This is a genomic window from Streptomyces sp. NPDC005863 (assembly GCF_042871345.1).
Lineage (GTDB): Bacteria > Actinomycetota > Actinomycetes > Streptomycetales > Streptomycetaceae > Streptomyces.
Genome location: NZ_JBIAII010000013.1, coordinates 44,898 through 68,169 on the forward strand (window position 1 = coordinate 44,898; position 23,272 = coordinate 68,169).

Annotated in this window: 20 protein-coding genes and 1 tRNA gene; 17 read left to right on the plus strand and 4 right to left on the minus strand. The window is 71.6% G+C overall.

All coding sequences use genetic code 11. The annotated features are described in order from the left end of the window. Positions 1 to 116: 116 nt before the first annotated feature. The 11 genes from ACFYO9_RS33120 to ACFYO9_RS33170 all read left to right on the plus strand — a co-directional run bounded on the left by ACFYO9_RS33120 (position 117) and on the right by ACFYO9_RS33170 (position 11,180). The gene (locus ACFYO9_RS33120) at positions 117 to 1,241 is read left to right on the plus strand and encodes a TIGR03364 family FAD-dependent oxidoreductase (RefSeq protein ID WP_358778593.1); all 1,125 of its coding nucleotides are present in this window, start codon (positions 117 to 119) and stop codon (positions 1,239 to 1,241) included. Next, positions 1,235 to 1,948, plus strand: coding sequence for an HAD family hydrolase (locus ACFYO9_RS33125; RefSeq protein WP_358778594.1), 714 nt, complete (start codon positions 1,235 to 1,237; stop codon positions 1,946 to 1,948). Before ACFYO9_RS33120 ends, ACFYO9_RS33125 begins: the two co-directional genes overlap by 7 nt. Then, positions 1,948 to 3,000: an ABC transporter ATP-binding protein gene (locus ACFYO9_RS33130; protein ID WP_358778595.1), complete on the plus strand. Its 1,053-nt coding sequence runs from the start codon at positions 1,948 to 1,950 to the stop codon at positions 2,998 to 3,000. Before ACFYO9_RS33125 ends, ACFYO9_RS33130 begins: the two co-directional genes overlap by 1 nt. Before the next feature lie 73 nt (positions 3,001 to 3,073). Then, positions 3,074 to 3,937, plus strand: a complete 864-nt coding sequence (locus ACFYO9_RS33135; protein WP_358778596.1) for a 2-aminoethylphosphonate ABC transporter permease subunit — start codon at positions 3,074 to 3,076, stop codon at positions 3,935 to 3,937. Beyond that, positions 3,924 to 4,721, plus strand: a complete 798-nt coding sequence (locus ACFYO9_RS33140; protein ID WP_358778597.1) for an ABC transporter permease subunit — start codon at positions 3,924 to 3,926, stop codon at positions 4,719 to 4,721. Before ACFYO9_RS33135 ends, ACFYO9_RS33140 begins: the two co-directional genes overlap by 14 nt. 50 nt (positions 4,722 to 4,771) lie before the next feature. Next, positions 4,772 to 5,857, plus strand: coding sequence for a 2-aminoethylphosphonate ABC transporter substrate-binding protein (locus tag ACFYO9_RS33145; RefSeq protein ID WP_358778598.1), 1,086 nt, complete (start codon positions 4,772 to 4,774; stop codon positions 5,855 to 5,857). A 129-nt stretch (positions 5,858 to 5,986) separates the two neighbouring features. Next, on the plus strand, positions 5,987 to 7,480 hold the full coding sequence (locus ACFYO9_RS33150) for an alkaline phosphatase family protein (protein WP_358778599.1): 1,494 nt from the start codon (positions 5,987 to 5,989) through the stop codon (positions 7,478 to 7,480). 106 nt (positions 7,481 to 7,586) lie between these two features. Next, positions 7,587 to 8,366, plus strand: a complete 780-nt coding sequence (locus ACFYO9_RS33155; protein WP_355816515.1) for an HAD-IIA family hydrolase — start codon at positions 7,587 to 7,589, stop codon at positions 8,364 to 8,366. 128 nt (positions 8,367 to 8,494) lie between these two features. After that, positions 8,495 to 9,070: a hypothetical protein gene (locus tag ACFYO9_RS33160; protein WP_355816517.1), complete on the plus strand. Its 576-nt coding sequence runs from the start codon at positions 8,495 to 8,497 to the stop codon at positions 9,068 to 9,070. Positions 9,071 to 9,086: 16 nt separating this feature from the next. Beyond that, positions 9,087 to 9,752, plus strand: coding sequence for a class F sortase (locus ACFYO9_RS33165; protein WP_355816519.1), 666 nt, complete (start codon positions 9,087 to 9,089; stop codon positions 9,750 to 9,752). Between the two features lie 399 nt (positions 9,753 to 10,151). Then, entirely contained in the window at positions 10,152 to 11,180 is a 1,029-nt protein-coding gene (locus ACFYO9_RS33170; RefSeq protein WP_355816522.1) for a glycoside hydrolase family 6 protein, read from the plus strand. Between the two features lie 36 nt (positions 11,181 to 11,216). Here ACFYO9_RS33170 and ACFYO9_RS33175 read toward each other — a convergent pair whose 3' ends face one another. The 4 genes from ACFYO9_RS33175 to ACFYO9_RS33190 form a co-directional block, all read right to left on the minus strand. After that, positions 11,217 to 13,154: a kelch motif-containing protein gene (locus ACFYO9_RS33175; protein ID WP_358778600.1), complete on the minus strand. Its 1,938-nt coding sequence runs from the start codon at positions 13,152 to 13,154 to the stop codon at positions 11,217 to 11,219. Beyond that, entirely contained in the window at positions 13,151 to 15,082 is a 1,932-nt protein-coding gene (locus ACFYO9_RS33180; RefSeq protein WP_358778601.1) for a glycosyltransferase family 2 protein, read from the minus strand. Before ACFYO9_RS33180 ends, ACFYO9_RS33175 begins: the two co-directional genes overlap by 4 nt. A 300-nt stretch (positions 15,083 to 15,382) precedes the next feature. Next, on the minus strand, positions 15,383 to 16,096 hold the full coding sequence (locus tag ACFYO9_RS33185; RefSeq protein ID WP_358778602.1) for a FadR/GntR family transcriptional regulator: 714 nt from the start codon (positions 16,094 to 16,096) through the stop codon (positions 15,383 to 15,385). A 90-nt stretch (positions 16,097 to 16,186) separates the two neighbouring features. After that, positions 16,187 to 16,260 (minus strand) — tRNA-Lys (locus tag ACFYO9_RS33190). A 199-nt stretch (positions 16,261 to 16,459) separates the two neighbouring features. Here ACFYO9_RS33190 and ACFYO9_RS33195 point away from each other — a divergent pair. From ACFYO9_RS33195 to ACFYO9_RS33220, 6 genes are all read left to right on the plus strand, one after another. Beyond that, the gene (locus tag ACFYO9_RS33195) at positions 16,460 to 17,833 is read left to right on the plus strand and encodes a peptidoglycan-binding protein (RefSeq protein ID WP_358778603.1); all 1,374 of its coding nucleotides are present in this window, start codon (positions 16,460 to 16,462) and stop codon (positions 17,831 to 17,833) included. Between the two features lie 118 nt (positions 17,834 to 17,951). Beyond that, positions 17,952 to 19,325: an SPFH domain-containing protein gene (locus ACFYO9_RS33200; RefSeq protein ID WP_358778604.1), complete on the plus strand. Its 1,374-nt coding sequence runs from the start codon at positions 17,952 to 17,954 to the stop codon at positions 19,323 to 19,325. Next, the gene (locus ACFYO9_RS33205) at positions 19,309 to 20,037 is read left to right on the plus strand and encodes a nucleoside/nucleotide kinase family protein (protein ID WP_358778605.1); all 729 of its coding nucleotides are present in this window, start codon (positions 19,309 to 19,311) and stop codon (positions 20,035 to 20,037) included. Before ACFYO9_RS33200 ends, ACFYO9_RS33205 begins: the two co-directional genes overlap by 17 nt. A 70-nt stretch (positions 20,038 to 20,107) precedes the next feature. After that, the gene (locus ACFYO9_RS33210; RefSeq protein WP_355816539.1) at positions 20,108 to 20,710 is read left to right on the plus strand and encodes a lytic polysaccharide monooxygenase; all 603 of its coding nucleotides are present in this window, start codon (positions 20,108 to 20,110) and stop codon (positions 20,708 to 20,710) included. Positions 20,711 to 20,891: 181 nt separating this feature from the next. Continuing rightward, a complete protein-coding gene (locus ACFYO9_RS33215) occupies positions 20,892 to 21,392 on the plus strand; it encodes a DUF3592 domain-containing protein (protein ID WP_358778606.1) in 501 nt (166 codons plus the stop codon). Between the two features lie 57 nt (positions 21,393 to 21,449). Then, entirely contained in the window at positions 21,450 to 23,111 is a 1,662-nt protein-coding gene (locus tag ACFYO9_RS33220) for an AMP-binding protein (protein WP_358778607.1), read from the plus strand. The last annotated feature ends 161 nt before the right edge of the window (positions 23,112 to 23,272 follow it).

Sequence of the window (23,272 nt, forward strand, 5' to 3'; positions counted from 1 at the left end):
CCCCTCCCTCGACATCACGAATAGATAACGGGTCTAGGCCAAGTTTGGGTGCCCGTTCACCGTCCCGTCGTCCGCCGGTCCCGCGCGGGTCACCCCACCCCCGCAGCGTTGCCGTCGTGAGAGTCATCGTCGTAGGAGCCGGCGTGGTGGGAACCATGCACGCCTGGCACGCACTGGAGCGCGGCCACGAGGTCGTACAGATCGAGCGCGAGAGCGAGGCCCGCGGGGCGTCGCTGCGCAACTTCGGACAGATTTGGGTGAGCGGCCGGGCGGGCGGCGAGGAGCTCGACACCGCCCTGCGCGCCCGCGAACTGTGGGAGGACATCGGCGAGCGCGTCCCCGGCCTCGGCTTCCGGGCCAACGGCTCTCTGACCCTCGTACGCGACGAACGCGAGCGCGCCGTCGCCGAGGCCGCGCTGGCCAGGCCCGACGCGGCCGCCCGCGGCTACCGGCTGCTCGGCGCCGACGAGGCCCGCGCCCTCAACCCGGCCCTGCGCGGCGACTTCGTCGCGGGCCTGTGGTGCGAGCGGGACGCGGCGGTGGAGCCGCGCACCGCCCAACTCCGGCTGCGGGAAGCGCTGTTGGCGTCGCCGCGCTACACGTTCCTGCCGGGCCGCGAGGTCCGTGAGGTCGTCGGGGAGCGCGGTGTCCGCGACGACCACGGCGACGTGCACACCGGCGACGCCGTCGTCCTCGCCACCGGCGCCTGGCTCGGCGGCCTCGTCCGCGAACTGGCCGGGCCCGGCCTGCCGGTGCGCCGCGTCCGGCTGCAGATGATGCAGACCGAACCGCTCGGCGAGCCGCTCACCACCTCCGTCGCCGACGCCGACAGCTTCCGCTACTACCCCGCGTACCGCTCACCGGCGCTCGACGAGCTCACCGCGCACCAGCCGCAGACCCCCACCGCCGCGGCGCACAAGATGCAGCTGCTCATGGTGCAGCGCGCGGACGGCGGCCTGACCGTCGGCGACACCCACGAGTACGAGCACCCCTTCGCCTTCGACACCGACGAGGCCCCGTACGACCACCTCACCGAGGTCGTCGAGGGCTTCCTCGGGCGCCCGCTGCCGAAAATCCGGCGCCGCTGGGCCGGGGTGTACGCGCAGTGCGTCGACACGAGCCGGGTCGTGCACCGGCAGCAGGTGCGCGAGGGCGTGTGGCTGGTGACCGGGCCCGGCGGGCGCGGCATGACCTGCTCGCCCGCCATCGCCGAGAAGACCGCGAACGAGCTGGGATGGTGAACGAGTTGACCACGAACCGCAACGGCCGCATCCGCCTTGTCGTCCTCGACATGGCCGGGACCACCGTCGCCGACGGAGGCCTCGTCGAGCAGGCCTTCGCCGCGGCCGCACGCGAGCTCGGCGTCGAGCCGGACTCCGCGGACCACGCCGCGAAGCTGGAGTACGTGCGCGCCACCATGGGCGAGTCCAAGATCTCCGTCTTCCGGCACCTGTTCGGCGAGGAGGCGCTGGCCCAACAGGCCAACCGGGCCTTCGAGAAGGCGTACGGGACGCTCGTCGCCGGCGGCCGCATAGCTCCCCTGCCCGGGGCGCGCGAGGCCATGGAGGAGCTCACGCAGGACGGCCGGACCGTCGTCCTGACCACCGGATTCGCCCGCGTCACCCAGGACGCCATCCTCGACGCGCTGGGCTGGCGGGACCTGGTCGGACTGACCCTGTGCCCCGCCGACGCGGGCGGCCGCGGCCGTCCCTACCCGGACATGGTGCTCAGCGCGTTCCTGCGCACCGGCGCCGCGGACGGCGTCCAGGACGTGGCGGTCGCGGGCGACACGGCGTACGACATGCGCAGCGGCGTACGGGCGGGTGCCTCGGTCGTCGCCGGGGTGCTGACCGGAGCGCACGGCGACGCCGTGCTCCGCGAGGCAGGCGCCACCCACGTGCTCGGCTCCGTCGCCGAACTCCCCGCCGTCCTGCGCGGAGTCGCCTGATGGGCGGCGGCATCCGCTTCGACCGGGTCAGTGTCGCCTACGGCGCCGCCACCGTCCTCGACTCGCTCGACCTGACCGTGGAGCCCGGCGAGGTCATGGCCCTGCTCGGGCCCTCCGGGTCCGGCAAGACCACCGCGCTGCGCACCGTCGCCGGGTTCGTGCGACCCGCGTCGGGGCGGGTGTTCCTCGGGGACCGCGACGTCACCGCGCTGCCGCCGCACCGACGCGGCATCGGCATGGTCGTCCAGAGTTACGCGCTCTTCCCGCACATGCGGGTCGCGGACAATGTCGCCTTCGGCATGAAGGCGCGGAAGGTCGACAGGTCCGAGATCGCCGGGCGGGTCGCCGAGGCGCTGGAGATGACCGGGATGGCGGCGTACGCGAAGCGGTATCCGCGCGAGCTGTCCGGCGGGCAGCAGCAGCGGGTCGCCATCGCGCGGGCGCTCGCCGTCCGGCCCGGCGTGCTGCTCCTCGACGAGCCGCTGTCCGCGCTCGACGCACAGCTGCGCTCGGGCATGCTGGCTGAACTGGCCCGGCTGCACCGGGAGTTGCCACACGTCTCCATCCTGTACGTCACCCACGACCAGGTGGAGGCGCTCACCCTGGCCGACCGGATCGCCGTCATGGACCGGGCGCGGCTGCGGGACTGCGGGACGCCGCAGGAGTTGTACCGGGCGCCTCGGACGGAGTTCACGGCGTCCTTCGTGGGCAACGCGAATCTCCTCGCGGTGACGGTGGGGTCGGGGGGTGTCTCCTTCGGCGGGGCCGAGCTCAAGGTCGACACGGGCGGGGTGGCCGCCGGGGTGACGGCCACGCTGTGCGTGCGGCCGCATCTCGTGGGGCTCGGCGAAGGACCGAATCCCCTGCGGGGCGAGGTGGTCGAGGTGCAGTGGCGGGGCGCCACCCACCGGTTGTACGTCGATGTCGCGGGGGAGCGGGTGAAGGCGGACGTCCGGGAACTGCGGACCCCGCCGGCCCTCGGTGAGACGGTGACCCTGCACTTCGCGCCCGAGGACGCGGTGCTGCTCTCCGCAGGGGTGACCGATGGGTAGTCCTGCTGAGCGTCTTGCATCGAGTGGACCGGCGACGGGGGCTGTGCCCACCCGTTCCGCCCCGGCGGAACGCATGCCCACAGCGGTGGAGGCCCTACCTGCCGGGATACGGGCCCGCAAGGTGCCCGCCTTTCTCTGGGCCCTGCCCCCCGTCGCCCTCCTCGGCGTCTTCTTCCTCTACCCCCTCTTCCTCGTCGGCCGGCAGTCCGTGCGGCCCGATGCCGGGGGGACCTCCCTTCAGCCGTACGCGGACGTCTTCGCCTCGGAGGCGTTCCGGGAGGCGCTCGGGACCACCGTGTGGCTGGCCGTCGGGGCGACCGTGGGATGTCTCGTGCTCGGGTTCGCCCTCGCGCTGGTCATCGCCTTCGTGCCGTTCCCCGGCGGTAAGGCCGTCTCCCGGTTCATCGACGTCTTCCTCTCCTTCCCGTCCTTCCTGATCACCCTCGCCCTGCTGTTCGTCTACGGGACGAAGGGCATGGCGAACGGGGTGTGGACGGACGCGACCGGTGCCGCCGAGGGGCCCTTCCAGTTCCTGACCACCCCGTGGGGCGTGCTGCTCGCCGAGATCACGTACTTCACGCCGTTCGTGATGCGGCCCCTGCTCGCCGCGTTCTCGCAGCTCGACACGGCCCAGCTGGAGGTGGCGTCCAGTCTCGGGGCGCGGCCCGCGCGGATCGTGCGCCGGGTGATCCTGCCCGAGGCGCTGCCCGCGCTCGCCGCCGGCGGCAGCCTCGTCCTCGTCATGTGCCTGAACGAGTTCGGGATCGTGCTCTTCACGGGGGCGAAAGGGGTCACGACCCTGCCGATGCTCGTCTACGGCAAGGCCATCCTCGAGTCCGACTATCCGGCGGCGTGTGTCGTCGCCGTCGTCAACATCGCGATTTCCGTGGGCCTTTACGGCCTCTACCGGGTGGTGAGCCGTCGTGCTGGTGCATAGCCGCAAGGCGAGGTGGGCCACCTGGGCGCTCTTCGCCGTCCTCTTCCTGCCGCTCTTCGCGCTGCCGCTGCTCGTGATCGTCACGGCGTCGCTCGCGGAGCACTGGTCGGGGGCGTTCCCGTCCGGCCTCACCGGGGAGCACTACGCCTCGGCCACCCGCGGGGAGTCCCTCCGGGCCCTCACCACCAGCCTGGTCACCGCGGTGAGCGCCAGCCTGCTCGCGCTGGCCGTCGGCGCGTGGGCCGCGCTCGCCGCCGCCTCGCTGAAGAAGGGCGGCAAGCGGTTCATCGACGCGCTGTTCATGCTGCCCGTCGCGGTGCCGTCGGTGGTCGTCGGCCTCGCGGTCCTCGTCGCGTTCTCCGAGCCGCCGATGCTCCTCAACGGCACCCGGTGGATCGTCGTCCTCGCGCACGCTCTGCTCGTCACGGCCTTCGCCCACCAGTCCGTCGCCGCCGCCCTCGTGCGGCTCGACCCGGCGTACGAGCAGGCCGCGGCGTCGCTGGGCGCCCGTCCCTCGTACGTCCTGTGGAAGGTGAAGCTGCCGCTGCTCCTGCCGTCCCTGACCGCGGCCGCCGGGCTCTGCTTCGCGCTCTCCATGGGCGAGTTGAGCGCCACGATGATGCTCTACCCGCCCGACTGGATGCCGCTGCCCGTTCAGATCTACGCGGCCACCGACCGCGGCTCCACCTTCACCGGCGCCGCCGTCGCGGTGGTCCTCATGGCCGCCACCCTGCTCGTGCTCCTCGCCGTCTCCCGTATCCGCACCCGCGCCTCCTACCGCTGAACCGCCCGCCCCCGCACGGCCCTTCACGTCACCAAGGAGTACAAGGCGTCATGTTCCGCCCCACCCGCGTCCACCCCGCCCGCACGGCCGCCGCCGTCACCGGCGCCCTCGTCCTCGCAGGATCCCTCACCGCGTGCGGCGGCAACTCCGCCGCCTCCGACGACAAGGCCGTCACCGTCTACAGCGCCGACGGCCTCAAGGGCGAGAACGGCGACGGTTGGTACGACCGCGTCTTCGCGGACTTCGAGAAGAAGACCGGCATCAAGGTCAACTACGTCGAGGGCGGCTCCGGCGAGATGGTGCAGCGTGCCGTCCGCGAGAGGTCCAACACCCAGGCCGACGTCCTGATCACGCTGCCGCCGTTCATCCAACAGGCAGGTGAGAAGGGCCTGTTGAAGAAGTACGAGCCCAAGGGGTCGGAGGAGGTCGGGGCCGCCGACAAGGCCGCCGACGGCACCTGGACCTCCGTGGTGAAAAACTACTTCGGCTTCATCTACAACAAGAAGGAGCTCCCCGGCGGCAAGGCGCCCAGGACCTGGGAGGACCTCACCGACGGCACGTACGAGAACAAGGTGCAGTACTCCACGCCCGGCGTCGCGGGCGACGGCACCGCCGTGCTCATCAAGGCCATGCACGACTTCGGCGGCAAGAAGCCGGCGATGGAGTACCTGGAGAAGCTGCAGACCAACAACGTCGGCCCGTCCGCGTCCACCGGCAAGCTCGCGCCCAAGGTCGACAAGGGCGAGCTCCTCGCCGCCAACGGCGACGTCCAGATGAACTACGCGCAGTCCAAGGACATGCCGAACCTCGGCATCTGGTTCCCCGCCACCGCGAAGCACCCCGACAAGCCCACGACCTTCGCGCTGCCCTACGCGGCCGGACTCCTCTCCAAGGCCCCGCACGACGCCAACGCCAAGAAGTTCCTCGACTTCCTGCTCGGACGGCAGGCGCAGCGCCAGGTCAGCGAGATCGGCGGCGGCTTCCCGGCCCGCCGGGACGTCAAGCCGACCGACGCCGACGCCGTCGCCCTGGACAAGATCGTCGACGGTGTGGAGATTTTCCAGCCGGACTGGCGGGACGTCGCCGAGAACCTGCCGTCGTACGTGGCGGACTGGAAGTCGGCGACCGGCAGCTGAGAGTTCACCGCCGAACCCCTGGCCCCAGAGGTCAGGTGGCGAAAAGATAACGGGTATGGACCCAAATCCCCTGGTTCTCCAGGGGCGTTGGTGCGCGCCGCCCTCCCCACCCCGACTCCGGAGGATCACGTGTCGTCAGGCATCTCCCGCCGCTCCCTGCTCGTCTCCGCCGCCGCCCTCGCGGCCTCGGCGAGCCCCCTCGCCACCATCGCCCACGCCGCGGCCAGGACCCCGAAGGTCCTGGTCATAGGCCTCGACGGAGCCCTGCTCAACAGAATCAAGGACGCTGAGACCCCCACCCTGAAGGGCCTGATGAGCGCGGGCCTCACCGCCCCCAGCGCCCTCTACTGCGCCCCTCTCGCGCCCACCTCGTCGGGCCCCGGCTGGTCGACGCTCATCACCGGCGTCTGGCCCGACAAGCACCGCGTCGTGAACAACGACTTCACCGGCCACCAGCTGGCGAGGTACCCGGACTTCATGACCCGGATCGAGGCGGCGCGGCCCGGCCTGCGGACGTACGCCGTCGCCTCCTGGACCCCCATCACCGACATCGTCTTCTCCGCGAAGGTCGACGCGCGCATCTCCACACCGGCCGCCGAGTACGACACCGGCACCACCGCCCGCGCCGTCGCCGAGGTCGGGGACGGCGACCCCGCAGCGGTCTTCGTCCAGCTCGACAACGTCGACCACGCGGGCCACAGCAGCGGCGCCGCGAGCCAGGCCTACCTCGACGCGCTGCACGGCGTCGACACCCAGGTCGGCCGGATCCTCTCGGCCGTGAAGTCCCGCCCCACGTACGGGACCGAGGACTGGCTCATCATGGTCACCGCCGACCACGGGCACACCGACGCGGGCGGCCACGGCGGCTCCAGCTGGCCCGAACGGCAGACCTTCCTGATCGCCACCGGCCCCACGATCACCCCGGGCTCGGTCCGCCACGACGTCCGGATGCCCGACGTCGCCGCCTCCGCCCTCGCCCACCTCGGCATCGCCCTCGACCCGGCATGGGAGCTGGACGGCCGCCCGCTCCAGCAGCCGCGCCCCGACGCCTTCGACGCCCTGCGTGCCCGGCTGACCGGACCGGTCGACGAGAGCGGCGTCGGCTCCGGCGTCCTCGGCTTCACGCACACCCCGCCGGACGGCTGGAGCGTCGACAACAGCAGGATGGGCACCGGCGGCATCACCGAGTGGCGCGGCTGGTCCTTCACGACGGACGAGTTCTGGACGAAGGCCGCACGCGACCAGCAGCGCGAGAACAACGTCCGCGCCCGCGGCGTCTTCGCGGTCGCCGACGGCGACGAATGGGCTGACAAGGCCTTCACCGGCACCTTCGACTCGACCCTCGTCAGCCCGCCGTACGACGTCACGGGCGGCGCCGCCGCGACGCTCACGTACACCACGTACTACCGCCAGGAGGCCCCGCAGAAGGGCGAGGTGCTCGTCTCCTACGACGGTGGCGCCCCCGTCGCGGTCAGGACCTACACGGCCGACACCCCCTCCGTCGTCGAGCGCCTGACCCTGCGCGTCCCGGCCGGCGCCCGCACGGCGCGGGTCCGCTTCCGCTACACCGGCGGCAACAACTGGTACTGGACCGTCGACGGCGTACAGATCACGCCCTCCTGACCCGGGCCGGGAACGCGGCTTCCTGATTAGGGTGAGGGGCGTCGGCACAGCGCTGTCCCGGCGCCCCTTGGTTACCCCGTATCGACGCAGAACGCAGGAGCACCCCATGGCAGAGCGCAAGCCCATCGAATCGTGGCTCACCGACATGGACGGCGTGCTCATCCACGAGGGGGTGCCGATCCCCGGCGCCGACGCCTTCGTCAAGAAGCTCCGCGAGTCCGGCAAGCCCTTCCTCGTCCTGACGAACAACTCCATCTACACCGCGCGCGACCTCCAGGCCCGCCTCGCCCGCATGGGCCTCGACGTGCCCGTGGAGAACATCTGGACCTCCGCGCTCGCCACCGCCAAGTTCCTCGACGACCAGCGCCCCGGCGGCACCGCGTACGTCATCGGCGAGGCCGGCCTCACCACCGCCCTGCACGACATCGGGTACGTCCTCACCGACCACGCCCCGGACTACGTGGTGCTCGGCGAGACCCGCACGTACTCCTTCGAGGCCATGACCAAGGCCGTCCGGCTCATCAACGCGGGCGCCCGCTTCATCTGCACCAACCCCGACGAGACCGGCCCCTCCACCGAGGGCCCGCTGCCCGCCACCGGCGCCGTCGCCGCGCTGATCACCAAGGCGACCGGCAAGACCCCGTACTTCGCCGGCAAGCCCAACCCGCTGATGATGCGGACCGGGCTGAACGCCATCGGGGCGCACTCGGAGACCAGCGCGATGATCGGCGACCGCATGGACACCGACGTCCTGGCCGGTCTGGAGGCCGGGATGGAGACGTTCCTGGTGCTCACCGGGCTCACCACCCGGGCCGACATCGACAAGTACCCCTTCCGCCCGTCCACCGTCGTGAACTCCATCGCGGACCTCGTGGACCGCATCTGACCTGCGGCTGAGCCCTCGGGGCCGCCCCCGGCGGCCGGTTTCGAGATGCGAAGGCGTCCCTCGCGCGTGAACCTCGTATCAGGAGGTTCACGATGCGTATATGTTCCCTTGCTGTCCGTGGGGCCGGGGTGTCCCTCGCTCTGGCGGCCGCCCTGCCCGCCGGAGCGGCCCTGGCCCACGACGACGGCGCCGTACGGGCCACCGTCATACCGTCGAGCAGCGCGCCCGGCGCCACCGTGGAGGTGAGCGTCACGGGCTGTGGCGGCACGACGGGGTCGGCCGGGTCGGGGGCCTTCGAGGGGGACGCCGGACTCACCGGCCGCGACGGCGGCAGGTACGCGCTGAGCGGCACCGCCACCCTCCGGCACGGCGTCTCCGGCACGTACGACGTCACTGTCACCTGCGACGGCCACCCGCACCAGGGCGTCGGCACGGTCCGGGTGACCGGGGGCCACGAGAACGGCGGCCACGAGAGCGGGGGCCACCAGAGCGGCGGCCACGAGAACGGCGGGCACCACCAGGAGCCGGTCTCGCCGGTGCGCGCCGGGGGCGGCGGCGCCGCGGAGCGGGTCCACACCGCCACGTCCGCCGACGCCCAGGAGGCGGGGCCGGGCACCCGGCATGCCGTGGTCGGCCTGGTCCTCGCCGGGGTCGCGGCCGTGGCCGTCGCGCTCCGCAGCGTCCGCAAGCGCCGCTCCGAGTGACGGGCCGGGTGCCGAGGTGTCCAGCGGTGAACGCACGGTCGGCTCGGGACGGCTGCTGACCGGTGTGGCGTGGGCCGTCCTTCTGGTCGGGTTGTCGCTCTGGGGGAGCGGCATCACCGATCTGCCCGGCGGGCTCTCCGGACCCGCCACCGGCGACGTGGCCGCGGTCGGCCGCCCGCTCGACGTCGAACTCCCCTCCGCGCACCGGCCGTTGCCGCCCGCGCGTCCGCTGCGCGTCGACGTGCCGTCGCTGAAGGTGCGGGCCCCGGTGTCGGCCCGCGGCCTGGACGGCGAGGGAGCGATCGACCCGCCCCCCTTCTCCGAGGCCGACTCGGTCGGCTGGTACGGCGGCGGCACCCGCCCCGGCGCCCCGGGCGTGGCCCTGGTCGTCGGCCACGTCGACACCGAGACCGAGCCCGCCGTCTTCTACGACCTCAGCGCGCTGCGCCCCGGCGAGAAGGTCGAGGTGACTCGCGACGACGGCACCGTCGCGGAGTTCACGGTGGACGACGTCCGGGTCGTCACCCGCGCCCGCTTCGACGCGAAGAAGGCGTACGGGCACCACGAGGCGGGCCGCGCGGAGCTGCGCCTGATCACCTGCGGCGGCACCTTCGACAAGGCCGCCCACACCTACACGGCGAACGTGATCGTCTCGGCGTACCTCACGGGCGTACGGCAGTGAGCCGCGAGCACGAGCCTCTTTTGCGGCACCTGGTCCGGCCGGCGGCCCGCTCCCCCCGGAGCCGTCGACCGGACCGGTCCTCGACCGCGCGCGCACGGGCTGCGGGAGTAGCCCGGCGTCGGCGCGGGAGGTCCGGGGCCATTCCGGGCATGCGGAACGGCGTCGGCAGGCCGGGGGCTCGGGCCTACGACCGACTGTAGAACGAACGGGCGTCCGGGCCTAGGGGGCGATCGAGTCACCGGGAAGCGCCGCGACCACCTTTGCGGCACCGGGTGACGCACCCCGTCGGCGCCGCTGTAACAGCTCCCCTACAGGTCTTCGTGCGGCGCCGACGGCCCTCGTGGGCAGGGGATACGTATGTCAGGATTGAGATCGGACTGTGCACCCGAGGGGGAGTGGATGTACCGCAAGGACACCGGCCGCGGACAGGGTTTCGCGGCCAGGGGGGTGCGGGCGGGAGCGGCACTCGCCGGGGCGGCGCTGCTGCTGGCCGGCTGTTCCTCCGGTGACGGGGACGACGGCGCGTCGAGCCCTCCGGTGAAGCAACAGCCCAAGGACAAGGACCCGTTCTGGGTGAACCCGGACGGCAAGGCGGCCAAGCAGGCCGACTCGTACGCCGGGGACGGCAAGAAGGACGAGGCCGCCCAGGTCCGGAAGATCGCCGAACAGCCCGTCGCCGAGTGGCTGCTCCCGGAGAACGCCGAGGACCAGGCGCGCGGCTTCACCGAGGCCGCCGAACAGGCCGACCGGGACGCCCTGTTGGTCCTCTACAACATCCCGCACCGCGACTGCGGCCAGTACTCGGGCGGCGGCGCGGCCGACGGCAACGCCTACCGCGCCTTCGTCGACCAGGTGGCCAAGGGCATCGGCGACCGGCACGCCACGGTGATCCTGGAGCCCGACGCGGTGCTCCACATGGTCGACAACTGCACGCCGGGGCAGTTCCACGAGGAGCGGTACGACCTCCTCAACGGCGCGATCGGCAAGCTCAAGTCACTGAAGAACACCAAGGTGTACCTGGACGCGGGCAACGCGGGCTGGAAGAACCCCGACTCGCTCTGGGAGCCGCTGAAGCGGTCCGGCGTCGAGCAGGCCGACGGCTTCTCGGTGAACGTGTCCAACTTCCAGACCACCGAGGCGAGCACCGACTTCGGCAAGAAGCTGTCGGCGAAGATCGGTGGGAAGCCGTTCGTCATCGATACGGGCCGCAACGGCGCGGGGCCGTACGACAAGGGCAAGGACCCCTGGTGCAACCCGCCGGGCCGGGCGCTCGGCGAGACGCCGACGACGAAGACGTCCGACCCGCTGGTGGACGCGTACCTCTGGGTCAAGCGGCCCGGCGAGTCCGACGGGACGTGCCGGGGCGGCCCGAAGGCGGGGGAGTGGTGGCCGCAGTACGCGTTGGGCCTGGCGAAGGCGTCCCGTTAGGGGCGCCCTCCGGGCGCCCCTAACTCCGGGCGCCCCCTAAGGCACCCGCACCCACTGCGCCTTGCTCGGTGTGCCCTTGTCGTCCGTGACGAAGAGCATGTACCAGCCCGACTCCACCAGGGACCGGTTCTTCGGGACCGTCACAGAGACATCGTCCCCGCTCTTCTTCAGGTCGAGCGCGATCGACGTCTGGTCGATGTCCGTGACGTGCGTGGACGCGCTCGGCCTGATCAGCCGGGCCGACTTGACGGACGAAGCGTGCTTGACCGGGAACGTCCCCGTGCCGCCGCGCCGGATCGTCTCCGGGCCCTTGCCGAGCGCAGGCCGCGACCCGTGGTAGAGGTACGGCGGCGTGTAGATCTCGATGCGCTGCTCGAAGACGCCCGGCTTGGTGTCGGCGGCGTCGGCGTAGAGCGAGTCGGAGCCGAAGAACATCACGCGGCCGTCGGGCAGCAGGATCGACCCCGAGTGGTAGTTGCGGCCCACCTCGGGGTCGGCGACCCGCTTCATCTCACCGGTCTTCGCGTCGTAGATGCGCGCCTGGTGGATGTTGGAGGCGCCGCGGCCGCGGTAGTCCTCGGAGCCGCCGGAGATCAGCACGGTGTCGTCGGGCAGCGTGGATATCTGCGGGTAGCGCGTGCCCTTCTCCAGCTCGGGGCCGTCCGCGAACATCGGCTTCTCGGCCTTGAGGTCGACGATGCGGGTCTTGTCGCTGGACTCCTTGGACTCGCCGACGCCGCCGCCGCCGACCACCATGTACTTCTGGTCCTGGGCGGGCGGCAGTTCGACCGTGCCGGAGGTCTCCATGAGCTTGCTGTCGCTCAGGCCCGGGATGCCCTGCCACTTGTTGGTCCTCAGGTTCCAGATGCCGGGCTTGCGGCCGACGTCGGCGGGGCCGTACCCCGCGTTGGAGCCGGAGTAGAAGAGCCGGCCGTCGGCCATCTGGAAGATCGCCGGGTAGGTCGGGAACTGCCGGATGCCCTTGGTGTACGTCCACTTCTTGGTCTTCGGGTCGTACATCTCGTTCTTGCCCGGCACCAGCTGGCCGATCTCGTCGAGGCCGGAGGTGGAGAGGATCTTGCCGTCGGTGAGCGTGGTCAGCGTGGGGTACCAGCGCGCCTCGTTCATCGGGTCGACCTTGATGTACCGCTCGGCGACCGGGTCGAACTCGAAGGCGTCCTTGATCCCCTGGAAGTCCTTCTTGTCCAGGGCGAGCTTCTGCGCCATGCCGTAGACGTTGCGGGTGTCGGCGCCCTTCAGGCCCTGGATGCGGTAGTTGTCCTGGGTGCCCGTCTCGTGCTGCGCGCCGCTCTCGGACGCCTCCACGTAGACCCGGCCGAGGCCCGGCTCGGTGCGCAGGAACGCGCCGGTCTGCTTGTCGAAGACCTTCTTCGCCTTCTCCACGAGGATGTTGTCCTTGGAGACGAACGTCTTGCCGTTCTTCTTGCCGGTGAACTTGGTGCCCGCCGGGATCGTCTTCGGCTCGTCCGGGTCCTCGTTGTGGACGATCATCAGGCCGCCGGCCTTGGTGATGTCGCCCTTCAGCTTCTCGTAGCGCTGCGTGCCGCCCGCGATCAGCAGATTGCCGTTGCCCAGCTGGGTGTGGCCCGTGCAGAACAGGTCGGTGGGCGTCGGGATCTTCTTGATGGTGTTCTTGACCGGGTCCCACAGCCGGGTGTCGAACTTCTTCTTGTCGAAGTTCTTCTGGTTGTTGCCCGACCCGGCGACGAGCAGCACCTTGCCGGTGTGCAGCAGGGCCGCGTGGATGGTGTTCTGGCGGTACTCCTCGGGGAAGTCGATGACGTCCCAGTGGCCGTTGTCCGCCTTGTACTCCGGCTTGTTGATCTTGTAGTCGTGGTACTTCTCGGAGCCCACGCGCCACAGCCACGGTCCGTTCATCCCCGCCAGCGCGAGGACGACCGCCGCGCCTATCGCGATGCGGCGGGCACGGCGGCGGCTGGAACGGTCTTTCATTTCTTACGTCCCCCAAGGGAAATCTGCATGGTCTGATCGGGCGCTCCGGCCCAGTCGGGCTTCTGGTCCGGGGCGTGCGGCGCGGCATGCCGCGGGGCGTACTGCGGCGGACCGGAACTCCCCGCCGCCCCGGGCGGCCCGGCCTTCTTCTTCGCCTGCCGCATGCCGTACCGCCAGGCGAAGATCGGCGCCGCCGTCACCAGCAGGGCGAAGGTGGCCCAGGTGATCATCGCGGGGTGGGAGTGCCCGTACACGAAGGAGGCGGCCATCGAGGCGGCGAAGACCAGGATGAAGAAGAGGTGGATGCGGAAGGTCCCGAACAGCGTGTCCGGGCTCGCCGAGTCGCCCTTGGGGGTCACCACGAACTTGCTCTTGCGGCGCAGCGCGGCGTCCAGGAGCGAGCGGGCGTAGATCGGCGCGGAGAGGGCCGACATCACCATGCCCGCCACACCGCCGGAGCCCTCCGGCTCGTGCGGCGAGACGTTGTGCCTGCGGTTCCAGATGTACAGGCCGATCTGCAGCGCCGAGGCGTTGCCGTACAGCATCAGCCAGATGGTCGGGTCGATGTTCACGCCGGACGCGCCGAGACCCAGGAACAGGGCGCAACTGAGCGCCGCGAGGATCCAGTTCATGGCGGACATCGGGTAGAAGATGACCATCATCGTGTAGTTGAAGAGACGGCCAGGGGGCAGCGAGAACGGTGCCTTCCAGAACTGCTTGAGGATCGTCTCGTACGTACCGCGGGACCAGCGCAGCTGCTGGGTGAAGAAGTCCGTCCAGGCGTTGGGGCCCTCGCCGACCGCGAGCACGTCCGGGGTGTAGACCGACTTCCACTTCTTGCCGGTCACCGGGTTGGTGGCGCGGTGGATCTCGAAACCGGTCGCCATGTCCTCGGTGATCGAGTCGTACAGGCCGCCGATCTGCTTCAGGGCCTTGATGCGCACCGCGTTGGAGGTGCCGACGAACATGGGGGCGCCGTAGGCGTTGCCGGCCCGCTGGATCAGCGCGTGGAAGAGGAACTGCTGCGACTCGGCGGCCTTGGTGACGAAGTTGTCGTAGTTGCCGTAGACCTGCGGGCCGATGACGAAGCCGACGTTCTCGTCGCGGAAGAAGCCGAGCATCCGCTCCAGGTAGTTCGGCATCGGGACGTGGTCGGTGTCGACGGAGGCGAAGTAGTCGTAGTCGTCGCCGTGCGCGTCCAGCCAGGCGTTGTAGTTGCCGTGCTTGGTCTTGGCGCGGTGCGGGCCCTTGGCCATGTTCCACTTCGCCACGCCCTTGCGGGAGAAGTGGTGGACGCCGAGCCGCCGGCAGACCTCCTTGACCTCAGGGTCGTCACCCTCGTCGAGGAGCCAGACGTGCATCAGACCGCGGTGCCGGATCCTGACCGCGGCCTCCAGCGTCTTCGTCACCATCTCGATCGGCTCCTTGCCGGGCACGAACGAGGTGAGGAAGGCGACCCTGGTGCCGGTCTCGGGGACCACGGGTATCGGGTCGCGGGCGACGAGCGTGGCGTGCGCGTTGGAGAGCACGTTCATGCAGCGGAAGAACTCGATCAGGCCGATGGATATGAGCATGACGACGTCGAGGGCCGGCAGCCACTCGTGGGCGACGTAGTCCCGCTTCGTCCAGTGCTCGGGCTGCAGCAGCCAGCCGAGCAGCACCAGCGAGAGCAGCGGCGCCGCGCCCAGCATCAGCGCGGCCCGGACCTTGTGCGGCTCCTGGGAGAGCAGCGAGCGGTACCGCACGGTGTACGGCTTGGCCGGGTCGGGCTGCGTCAGCGGTCCCGCGAGTCTGCTGTAGTGCTCGTAGTCGTACCGCGGCAGGGTCTTCTTGATCCTGCGGAAGCCACCCGTCCGGTGCGACGGCACCCGGAGCTGGGTCGTCTCTGACGGGTCGTTCTGCCGCGCGCCCGTCGGCGTCGACGTCATGGGTCATCCCCCCGCACGCGGTCCCCCGCGTGTTCGTAGGTCGTTCCGTCCGCTCGGGTGGGTCCCCTCGGCCTCGCGGACGTATCAGTGGCGGACCACCGTCTCCTTAGACATGGAACGGCGTCCTTCCGGTTGCATGATGCCCCCCTCGGCCCCGCATCGTGAACCGGACCCCCGCCGCCTGCTGCGCCCTTGCCCCGGGAGACCCCAACTGCCCCGTATCGTCCGCCTCGTGAGGACCGGCGGCTCCGGAACAGGGTTCTCTGCCCTTCGCATGATCGCAAGGTGGGCACAAGGGGCTTACCGGTCAGGCGAGTGAGGGGTGGGATCTACCGGGACAGGGGAGCTCAGACGGGTACGAATGTTGCCGAAGTGCTCGCGTATGGCCCGCTCCGCCCGCAGCGCGTCCCCCGAACGGACCGCCTCCAGGATCTCGCGGTGCTGGCGGCAGGTGACCTTCGGATCCTGCGGAACGTCCACCAAATCGGTGCGGACCCGGTGAAAGGCGTCCCAGAAGGCCTCCAGGACCTCGCCGAGCAGCAGATTGCCGAGGCCCCGGTAGAGGGTGGCGTGAAACGCGCGGTCGGTCTCGGCGCGCACGGTGGCCTCGGCGGAGGCCGCCTCGCCCTCCATTTGCTCGACCAAGGCGTCCAGTTCGGCCAGATCGGCCTCCGGCACCCGGCCCGCGAGGCGCGCGATGAGCCCGGTCTCCACGGCCTCCCGCAGTTCGAGCAGCTGGAGCAGGCTGTCCTCGCCGCGGTAGTGCCCTGCGACCGTGCGGAAGGCGAGGCCCTCGATCATCGGGGCCACGGACATCGGGCCGACGTACGTCCCGAAGCCGTGCCGGATCTCGACGATGCCCATCGCCTGGAGCGCCTTGAGGGCCTCCCGGACGGAGTTCCTGCTGACACCCAGGCGCTCCATCAGCTCGGGCTCGGTCGGCAGCGAGGCCCCGGAGGGCAGCCTCGAATCGATGATGAGCTTCTTGATCCGCTCCTGGATGTCGCGCGCCATGGCGCAACGTTAGCGGTACGGGTACGGGGGCCGGGCCCCGTCCGGACACGACGAAGGCCCCCCGCGTGAACGGAGGGCCTTCGCTGTCTGTGCGCCGCCAGGGACTCGAACCCCGGACCCGCTGATTAAGAGTCAGCTGCTCTAACCAACTGAGCTAGCGGCGCCTGCTGACCTGGAGAACTCTACCGGATGTCCTGGGGTGCTCCCGACCACCCCGGCGGGCCCGGGGGCGCCCCCGGGGAAGGGCCGGGTGGCGGCCGATCCATCATTCGGACCGTCAACATGCGGTATCCCGGGACAGTTGCGAAACTGACGGACGTGCAGATGCGCGGAGATTCTTTTACGGGGTGTGAGGGGAATCGCATGGAGGCCCCTCCGGTATTCGAGGAATTCACGCCGGAGAGCGATTGCGGCTGTCCCGGCTGTATTCACCGCCGCCGTACGGCGGCGCACAATCCGCCGCCCAGGCTCGGCGGCCACCCGGCGGCGCACGGCGCCCGCCGGGCCCTGGTCCTCGCCGCGGCGGCCGGCACGGTGCTGGGCGGCCAGGCGCTGCCCGCGGTGGCGTCGGCCGAGGTGGGGGGCGTGCCGGCGGCTCCGGGTGCGGTGCCGACGCCGCCGGGCGCGGTGCCGGGCGACGACGGGCCGGACAGCCCGCAGGGTGCCATGGGTCCGCTGCACGGCGGTACGGGTGACGCGACGCAGGGCCCGTCGAAGGCGCCGGTGCCCCGGAAGACCACCCGGGCGGAGATCCTCGCGAGGGCCGAGAAGTGGATCGCGGCGAAGGTGCCGTACGACATGGGGAAGTTCTGGTCGGACGGCTATCGGCAGGACTGCTCGGGCTTCGTCTCGATGGCCTGGAATCTCGCCGGCAACGAATGGACGGGCAGCCTTCCCACCTATGCGGTGCGCATCGCGAAGGAACAGCTGAAGCCCGGCGACATTCTTCTCTTCCACAATCCGGCGGACCCCACCAAGGGCTCGCATGTGACGCTTTTCGGCGGCTGGACGGACGCCGCGCACGCGCATTACACGGCGTACGAACAGACCCGCCCGCACGCCAGGAAACAAACCACCCCCTATGGCTACTGGTCCAACGCCGACCGCTATCTGGCCTATCGCTACAAGGGCGTCACCGAGGTCACTCCGGGCGGCCCGGGTGCCACGATGTCGCCGTACCCCGGCGCGCACGCCTTCGGCCCCGGCGCGAACAACAAGTACGTGACCCAGCTCGGCAAGGCGCTGGTCGCGCGGGGCGGCAAACGCTTCTACCGCTCGGGGCCAGGCCCGCGCTGGACCGACGCGGACCGCAGGGCGACGCAGGCGTTCCAGCAGGCGCAGGGGTGGCGCGGCAAGGACGCGGACGGACTGCCGGGCCCGACGACGTGGTCGTACCTCATGAAGGGGAAGGGCAGGAACATTCCGGCGGCGGGCGGTGCGGGGGCGCCTGCGAGTACGGGTGGGGGTGGGGGTGCGGGTGCGGGTGCGGGTGCGGGTGCGCCGGCCTACCCCGGCCGGGAGGTCTTCCGCCCGGGCCGGTCCCATCCGGCGATCGAGCGGCTCGGCGGCCAGCTGGTGAAGAAGGGCTTCGGCAGGTACTACACGCGGGGCCCGGGACCGCGCTGGAGCGAGGGCGACCGTCGCAACGTGGAGGCGTTCCAACGGGCCCAGGGCTGGCGGGGCGCGTCGGCCGACGGCGTACCGGGCCCCGAGACGTGGCGGCGGTTGTTCCGGTGAGGGGCGTTCCGGTGGGAGGTGCTCCCGTGGGAGGGGCGCCGGGACCCGGGCGCGGAGGCCCGGGCACGAACGAGAACGGCACGAACGAGTCGGAGGCACGAATGAGTCGGAGGCACGGATGAGTGCGACGGCAGCTTCCCAGCCGGGGTCCCCTCGGACCGCCCAGTCCCCGCAGCGGCAGCAGACCTCGCAGGCGCAGGAGGCCTCGCTGTCCCTGCACACCCCGCAGCCCGTGCAGACCCCGCAGGCCGCTCGGGCCCCGCAGACCTCGCCGTCCGACGGGGCGGCAGGGGAGCCGGCCTACGGACTGGCGGGGTCGGCCGGTGGAGTGGAGGGGCCCGCCTACGGACCCGCCGGGGCGGCTGGCGGCGTGGAGGGGTCCGTGCCCTCGCGGGCCTCCCGGCTCATTCAGAGTGAGGCCACCACCGAGATCCCCGTGCACCTGCTCTTCCGTGACGATCCCGACGACACCACGGGCGTCCGGCTTCCGCCCGCCGTCGTGCGGCGACGGCAGGGCACCGGTGAGCAGCCCCGTACGCCGAGGCGGCCCGCGCCGCCCGCGTTCCAGCCGCCGCCGCGGCCCGTACCCGACGTCGACCTCGCGTTCGCGGAGCGCCGGGCGCGCGTCCTGCCCGGCCTCGCCGGAGTGCTCGGCGGGTGCGCGGGCGTCGCCGGGTGCGCGCTCTCGCTCTGGTGGGCCGGCGTCCTGCCGGACCCCGCGCTGCGGGCGACGGGCCTGCCCGGTTACGGGGGCGGCGGGCTCGGCGCCGCGCAGTGGGCGTCGCTCGCCGGGTCCGGGACCCTCGGCCTCTTCGGGTTCGGCGGCCTCGCCCGCGGGCGGGTCGGCAGGGCCTGGGTGCTCAGTCTCTTCGGCCGCTACCGGGGCACCGTCCGCCGTACGGGCCTGGTGTGGGTGAACCCGCTGCTGCTGCGCCGCAGGGTCGACGTACGGCTGCGGCACTGGCGGAGCGAACCGATGCCCGTGGTGGACCGCGGCGGGGTCGCCCTGCGCGTGGTGCTGCTCGTGGTGTGGCGGGTGAAGGATCCGGCGCGGGCCACCCTCGCGGTCGAGGACCACCAGGAGTACCTGCGCGAGTGCGTCGAGGCGACCACGGCGCGGGTGCTCTCCCGGCTCCCCGCGGACGCCTTCCACGACGAGGCCCCGACCCTGCGCGACGCCGATGCCGTCGGCGCCGCGCTGACCCGGGCGCTCGCCGCGGACGCGGAGGCGGTCGGCGTGCAGATCTTCTCGGCCCAGCCGACCCGCATCGAGTACGCCCCCGAGGTCGCCGCCGCCATGCAGCGCCGCCGGGTGGCCGCGCTGGACGCACGGCACCGCGACACCGTGCTGACCTCGGTGGTCGACTCGGTCGAGGACACGGTGACGCGGCTGACCACCCGGGGCCTGGTGGAGCTGGACGACTACGAGCGCAAGGCCTTGGTGAAGGACCTGACGGTGGCGTTCTATACGGGCCATGGAGAACCCCGCTGACGACCCCACCCGCGCCCCCACCTCTGCCCCTCCCCGGACCCACGATTCCCCGGACCGCCCCGGCTCCTCCGGCTCCCTGGACCGCCTCGCCGACGACGCCCGGCAGCTGACCGCCACCGAGCCGCGCGCCGTGCTCGGGATCGCGGGCCCGCCCGGCACCGGCAAGTCGACCCTCGCACGGGCCCTGGCCGAACGGATCGGCGCGGATGCCGCCTACCTCCCGCTGGACGGTTTCCACCTCTCCAACGACCAGTTGGCGCGGCTCGGCCTCACCGGCCGCAAGGGCTCGGAGCCGAGTTTCGACGTGTCCGGTTACGTCGCGCTGCTGCGCCGCGTGCTCGACGACCCGGGGCACGACATCTACGTACCCGACTACGACCGCACGCTCAACGAGCCGATCGCGGCCCGCCACCTCGTTCCACCGGCCGCCCGCCTGGTGATCACCGAGGGGAACTACCTCGCCTGCGATCTGCCCGGCTGGCGCGCGGCGCGGGCCCTGATGGCGGAGTGCTGGTACGTGGACGCACCTGCGGAGGTACGCCAACAGCGCCTGATCGCACGCCAGTTGGCGGGAGGCCGCACCGCGCACGAGGCCGCGGACTGGGTCGCCGTGAACGACATGCCCAACGGTGAACTGGTGGAGTCCTCGCGCGGACGATGCGGACGGATCCTCTCCACGATTGGTATGGACATGTTCAACTACCGGCAATAATCTGGGACTTGGTCTAGACCGCAGTGCACGCACGTCCCACGGAACTCCCCATGTTCGGCAGGAGCGGCACATGCGAAACAAGAAGATGTACGCGGCCCTGGTCGGCCTCGGCACGGTCGGCGCGTTCGCGCTCTCCGCCGGTGGCGCGAGCGGCCACGGCTACACGGATCTGCCGGCCAGCCGGCAGATCAACTGCGCCAAGGGCGTGGTGGGCAACTGCGGTTCCATCCAGTACGAGCCGCAGAGCGTCGAGGGCCCCAAGGGCTTCCCCGCGGGCGGCCCGGCCGACGGCAAGATCTGTTCGGCGGGCATCGCGGGCTTCGACCAGCTCAACTCGCCCAAGACGCCGGGAGGCGGGGCCTGGCCGACGACGAAGGTCAGCGGCGGCCAGAACTACACCTTCCGCTGGCAGTTCACCGCGCGCCACCGCACCACCGACTTCAAGTACTACATCACCAAGCAGGGCTGGGACGACAGCAAGGCGGTGACCAGGGGAGCCCTGGACACCACGCCGTTCCTCAGCGTCCCGTACAACAGCCAGCAGCCGCCCGCGACCCTGTCGCACAGCGGCACGATCCCCGGCGGGCGCAGCGGTCACCATGTGATCGTCGCCGTCTGGACGATCGCGGACACGGCGAACGCGTTCTACGCCTGCTCCGACGTCCAGTTCTGAGGAACGGGCGCTCAGTTCTGAGGAACGGGCGCTCAGTTCTGAGGAACGCTTGAGGAACTTCCCCCCTCCTCACGGGTAGGTTCTGCGCACGCCGTGCCGACCACACGGCGTGCGCAGAGTCGTGTACAGAGCTGTGCACGGCGTCGTGCGCCGGCCCGTTCGTCCGTATCGGGGGATGTTCATGGAGTTCTTCTTCTACGCCCTGCCCACGGCCATGGCCTGCGGTGTGCTCCTCATGGCGGCCCGGGTGATCAGGCGCTCGACGCAGGTGAGCCGGGCCTGGAACAGCGGCCTGACAGCCGAGGCGCGCTGTCTGCGCACCTATACGACGACCAGCGGGCGCGGCGGTGACGGTCACGTCTCCACCACCCTGCACCACGTCTACGAGTTCACCACCCGTGAGGGCCGGCCGGTCCGTTTCGAGGAGGAGGACGGTCCGGCGACGACCGTGCAGGGGGACGTCGTCACCGTGCGCTACACGGCCGAGCGCCCCGAGGCGGCGACCGCGTACGAGCCGCGTCCGTTCGCGATGGCGGCGGGCACGGTGGGGACGCTCTGCTTCTTCGGCCTGATGCTGGCGTTCTGCGTCTTCTTCATGGTGCAGGTGCACGACGGCTTCGCCCTCGACGGGGGCGGCTTCGGCGACTACGACGACATGCCGTACTACGACGACATGCCGTAGGGAAAAAACCGCACCGGGACTGCCAACCTGACGCCCCGTCAATTACCGTGCACGGCCATGAAGTCCACCGAGATGACGGTCGCGGAGCTCGTGCGGGCGCGGTGGGGCGACCACCGCACCGGGCTGCGGCACGCGGGCGGGGAGCTGAGCCACCACCAGGTGGCGGCGGGCGCGGCGGCCAGGGCGGCGCTGCTCGGCGACCTGTTACCGAGGCAAGGTGAGCCGCACATCGGCGTCCTGCTCGACAACACCCCTGAATTCCCGCTCTGGTTGAGCGCGGCGGCGCTCGCCGGGGCGGCGGTGGCCGGCATCAACCCCACCCGGCGCGGCCCGGAACTGGCCCGCGACATCCTGCACACCGATTGCAAGATCCTGGTGACGAGCGAGAGCCACCTCCCCCTGCTCGCGGACCTCGAACTCCCCGGCGTCCGCATCCTCTCGACCGACACACCCGCGTACGAGGAACTGCTCGCGCCCTACGCCGACGCGCAGCCGGAGATCGCGCGGACCGTGCATCCCGGCAGCCGCATGCTGCTCTACTTCACGTCCGGTTCGACCGGCGCGCCCAAGGCGGCGATCTGCAGCCAGGGCCGGCTCGCGGCGGCCGGCGCGTCGCTGGTGACGCACTTCGGTGTCCGGCCGACGGACACCCACTACATCTGCATGCCGTTGTTCCACGGCAACGCGGTGATCGCCGACTGGGCGCCGGCGCTCGCCGCGGGGGCGACGATCGCGCTGCGCACCCGCTTCTCCGCGACCCGGTTCCTCACCGACGTACGGGAGTTCGGGGCGACGTACTTCACGTACGTGGGCCGGGCGGTCCAGTACATCCTGGCCACGCCCGAGCGCCCGGACGACCGCGAGAACCCGCTGCGGGTCGGATTCGGGACCGAGGCGGGGGCGGTGGACGCGGCGCGCTTCGAGGAACGGTTCGGGGTACGGCTCGTGGAGGGGTACGGGTCCTCCGAGGGCGGGGCGGCGATCCAGCGCACCCCGGGCACGCCGGCCGGGGCGATCGGCCGGGCCGCGCCCGGGGACGATCTGGCGGTGCTGGACCCGGAGACACTTCAGGAATGCGAGGCGGCGAGCTTCACCGACGAGGGCCGCCTCCTGAACGGCCGTACGGCGATAGGGGAGTTGGTGAACCGCGGCCCGAACGCCTTCGAGGGGTACTGGCGCAACGAGGAGGCGCGGGCGGAACGGCAGCGGGGCGGCTGGTACTGGACGGGTGACCTCTTCTACCGCGACGCCGACGGCTACCTCTACTTCGCGGGGCGCACGGACGACCGGCTCCGCGTGGACAGCGAGAACCTCGCGGCGGCGATGATCGAGAACATCCTCGCGCGGTACGCCGGGGCGGCGGCGGTCGCGGTGTACGCGGTGCCGGACCCGGTGGCCGGGGACCAGGTCATGGCGGCCCTCGCGCCCCCGGCCGGCGCGCCCTTCGACCCGGTCGCCTTCACCGAGTTCCTCCTCTCCCAACCCGACCTGGGCACGAAGATGGCGCCCCGCTTCGTACGGGTGGTGGAGCGGATGCCGGTGGCGGCGACGAACAAGGTGGCGCGGGCGGCGCTACGGGGCGAGGGCTTCCGCTGCGGCGACCCCGTGTGGTGGCGCCCACCCCACTCTTCCTCGTACCGCCCCCTGACGGGGCAGGACGTGACGGATTTGGTGGCCCTGTACGAGGAGCGGGGTCGCGGGGGTCTCTTGGACGGCTGAGGGCGCGGCGGCTCCGCGGCGGCTCCGCGGCGGGGGCCCGGGGGTCGGGGGGGGGGGGGGGGGGGGCGCCCCCCCCCCCGGCCGGCCCCCCCCCCCCCCCCCCCCCCCCCCGGGGGGGGGGGCCCCCCCCCCCCCCCCCCCCCCCCCCCCCCCCCGGCGGC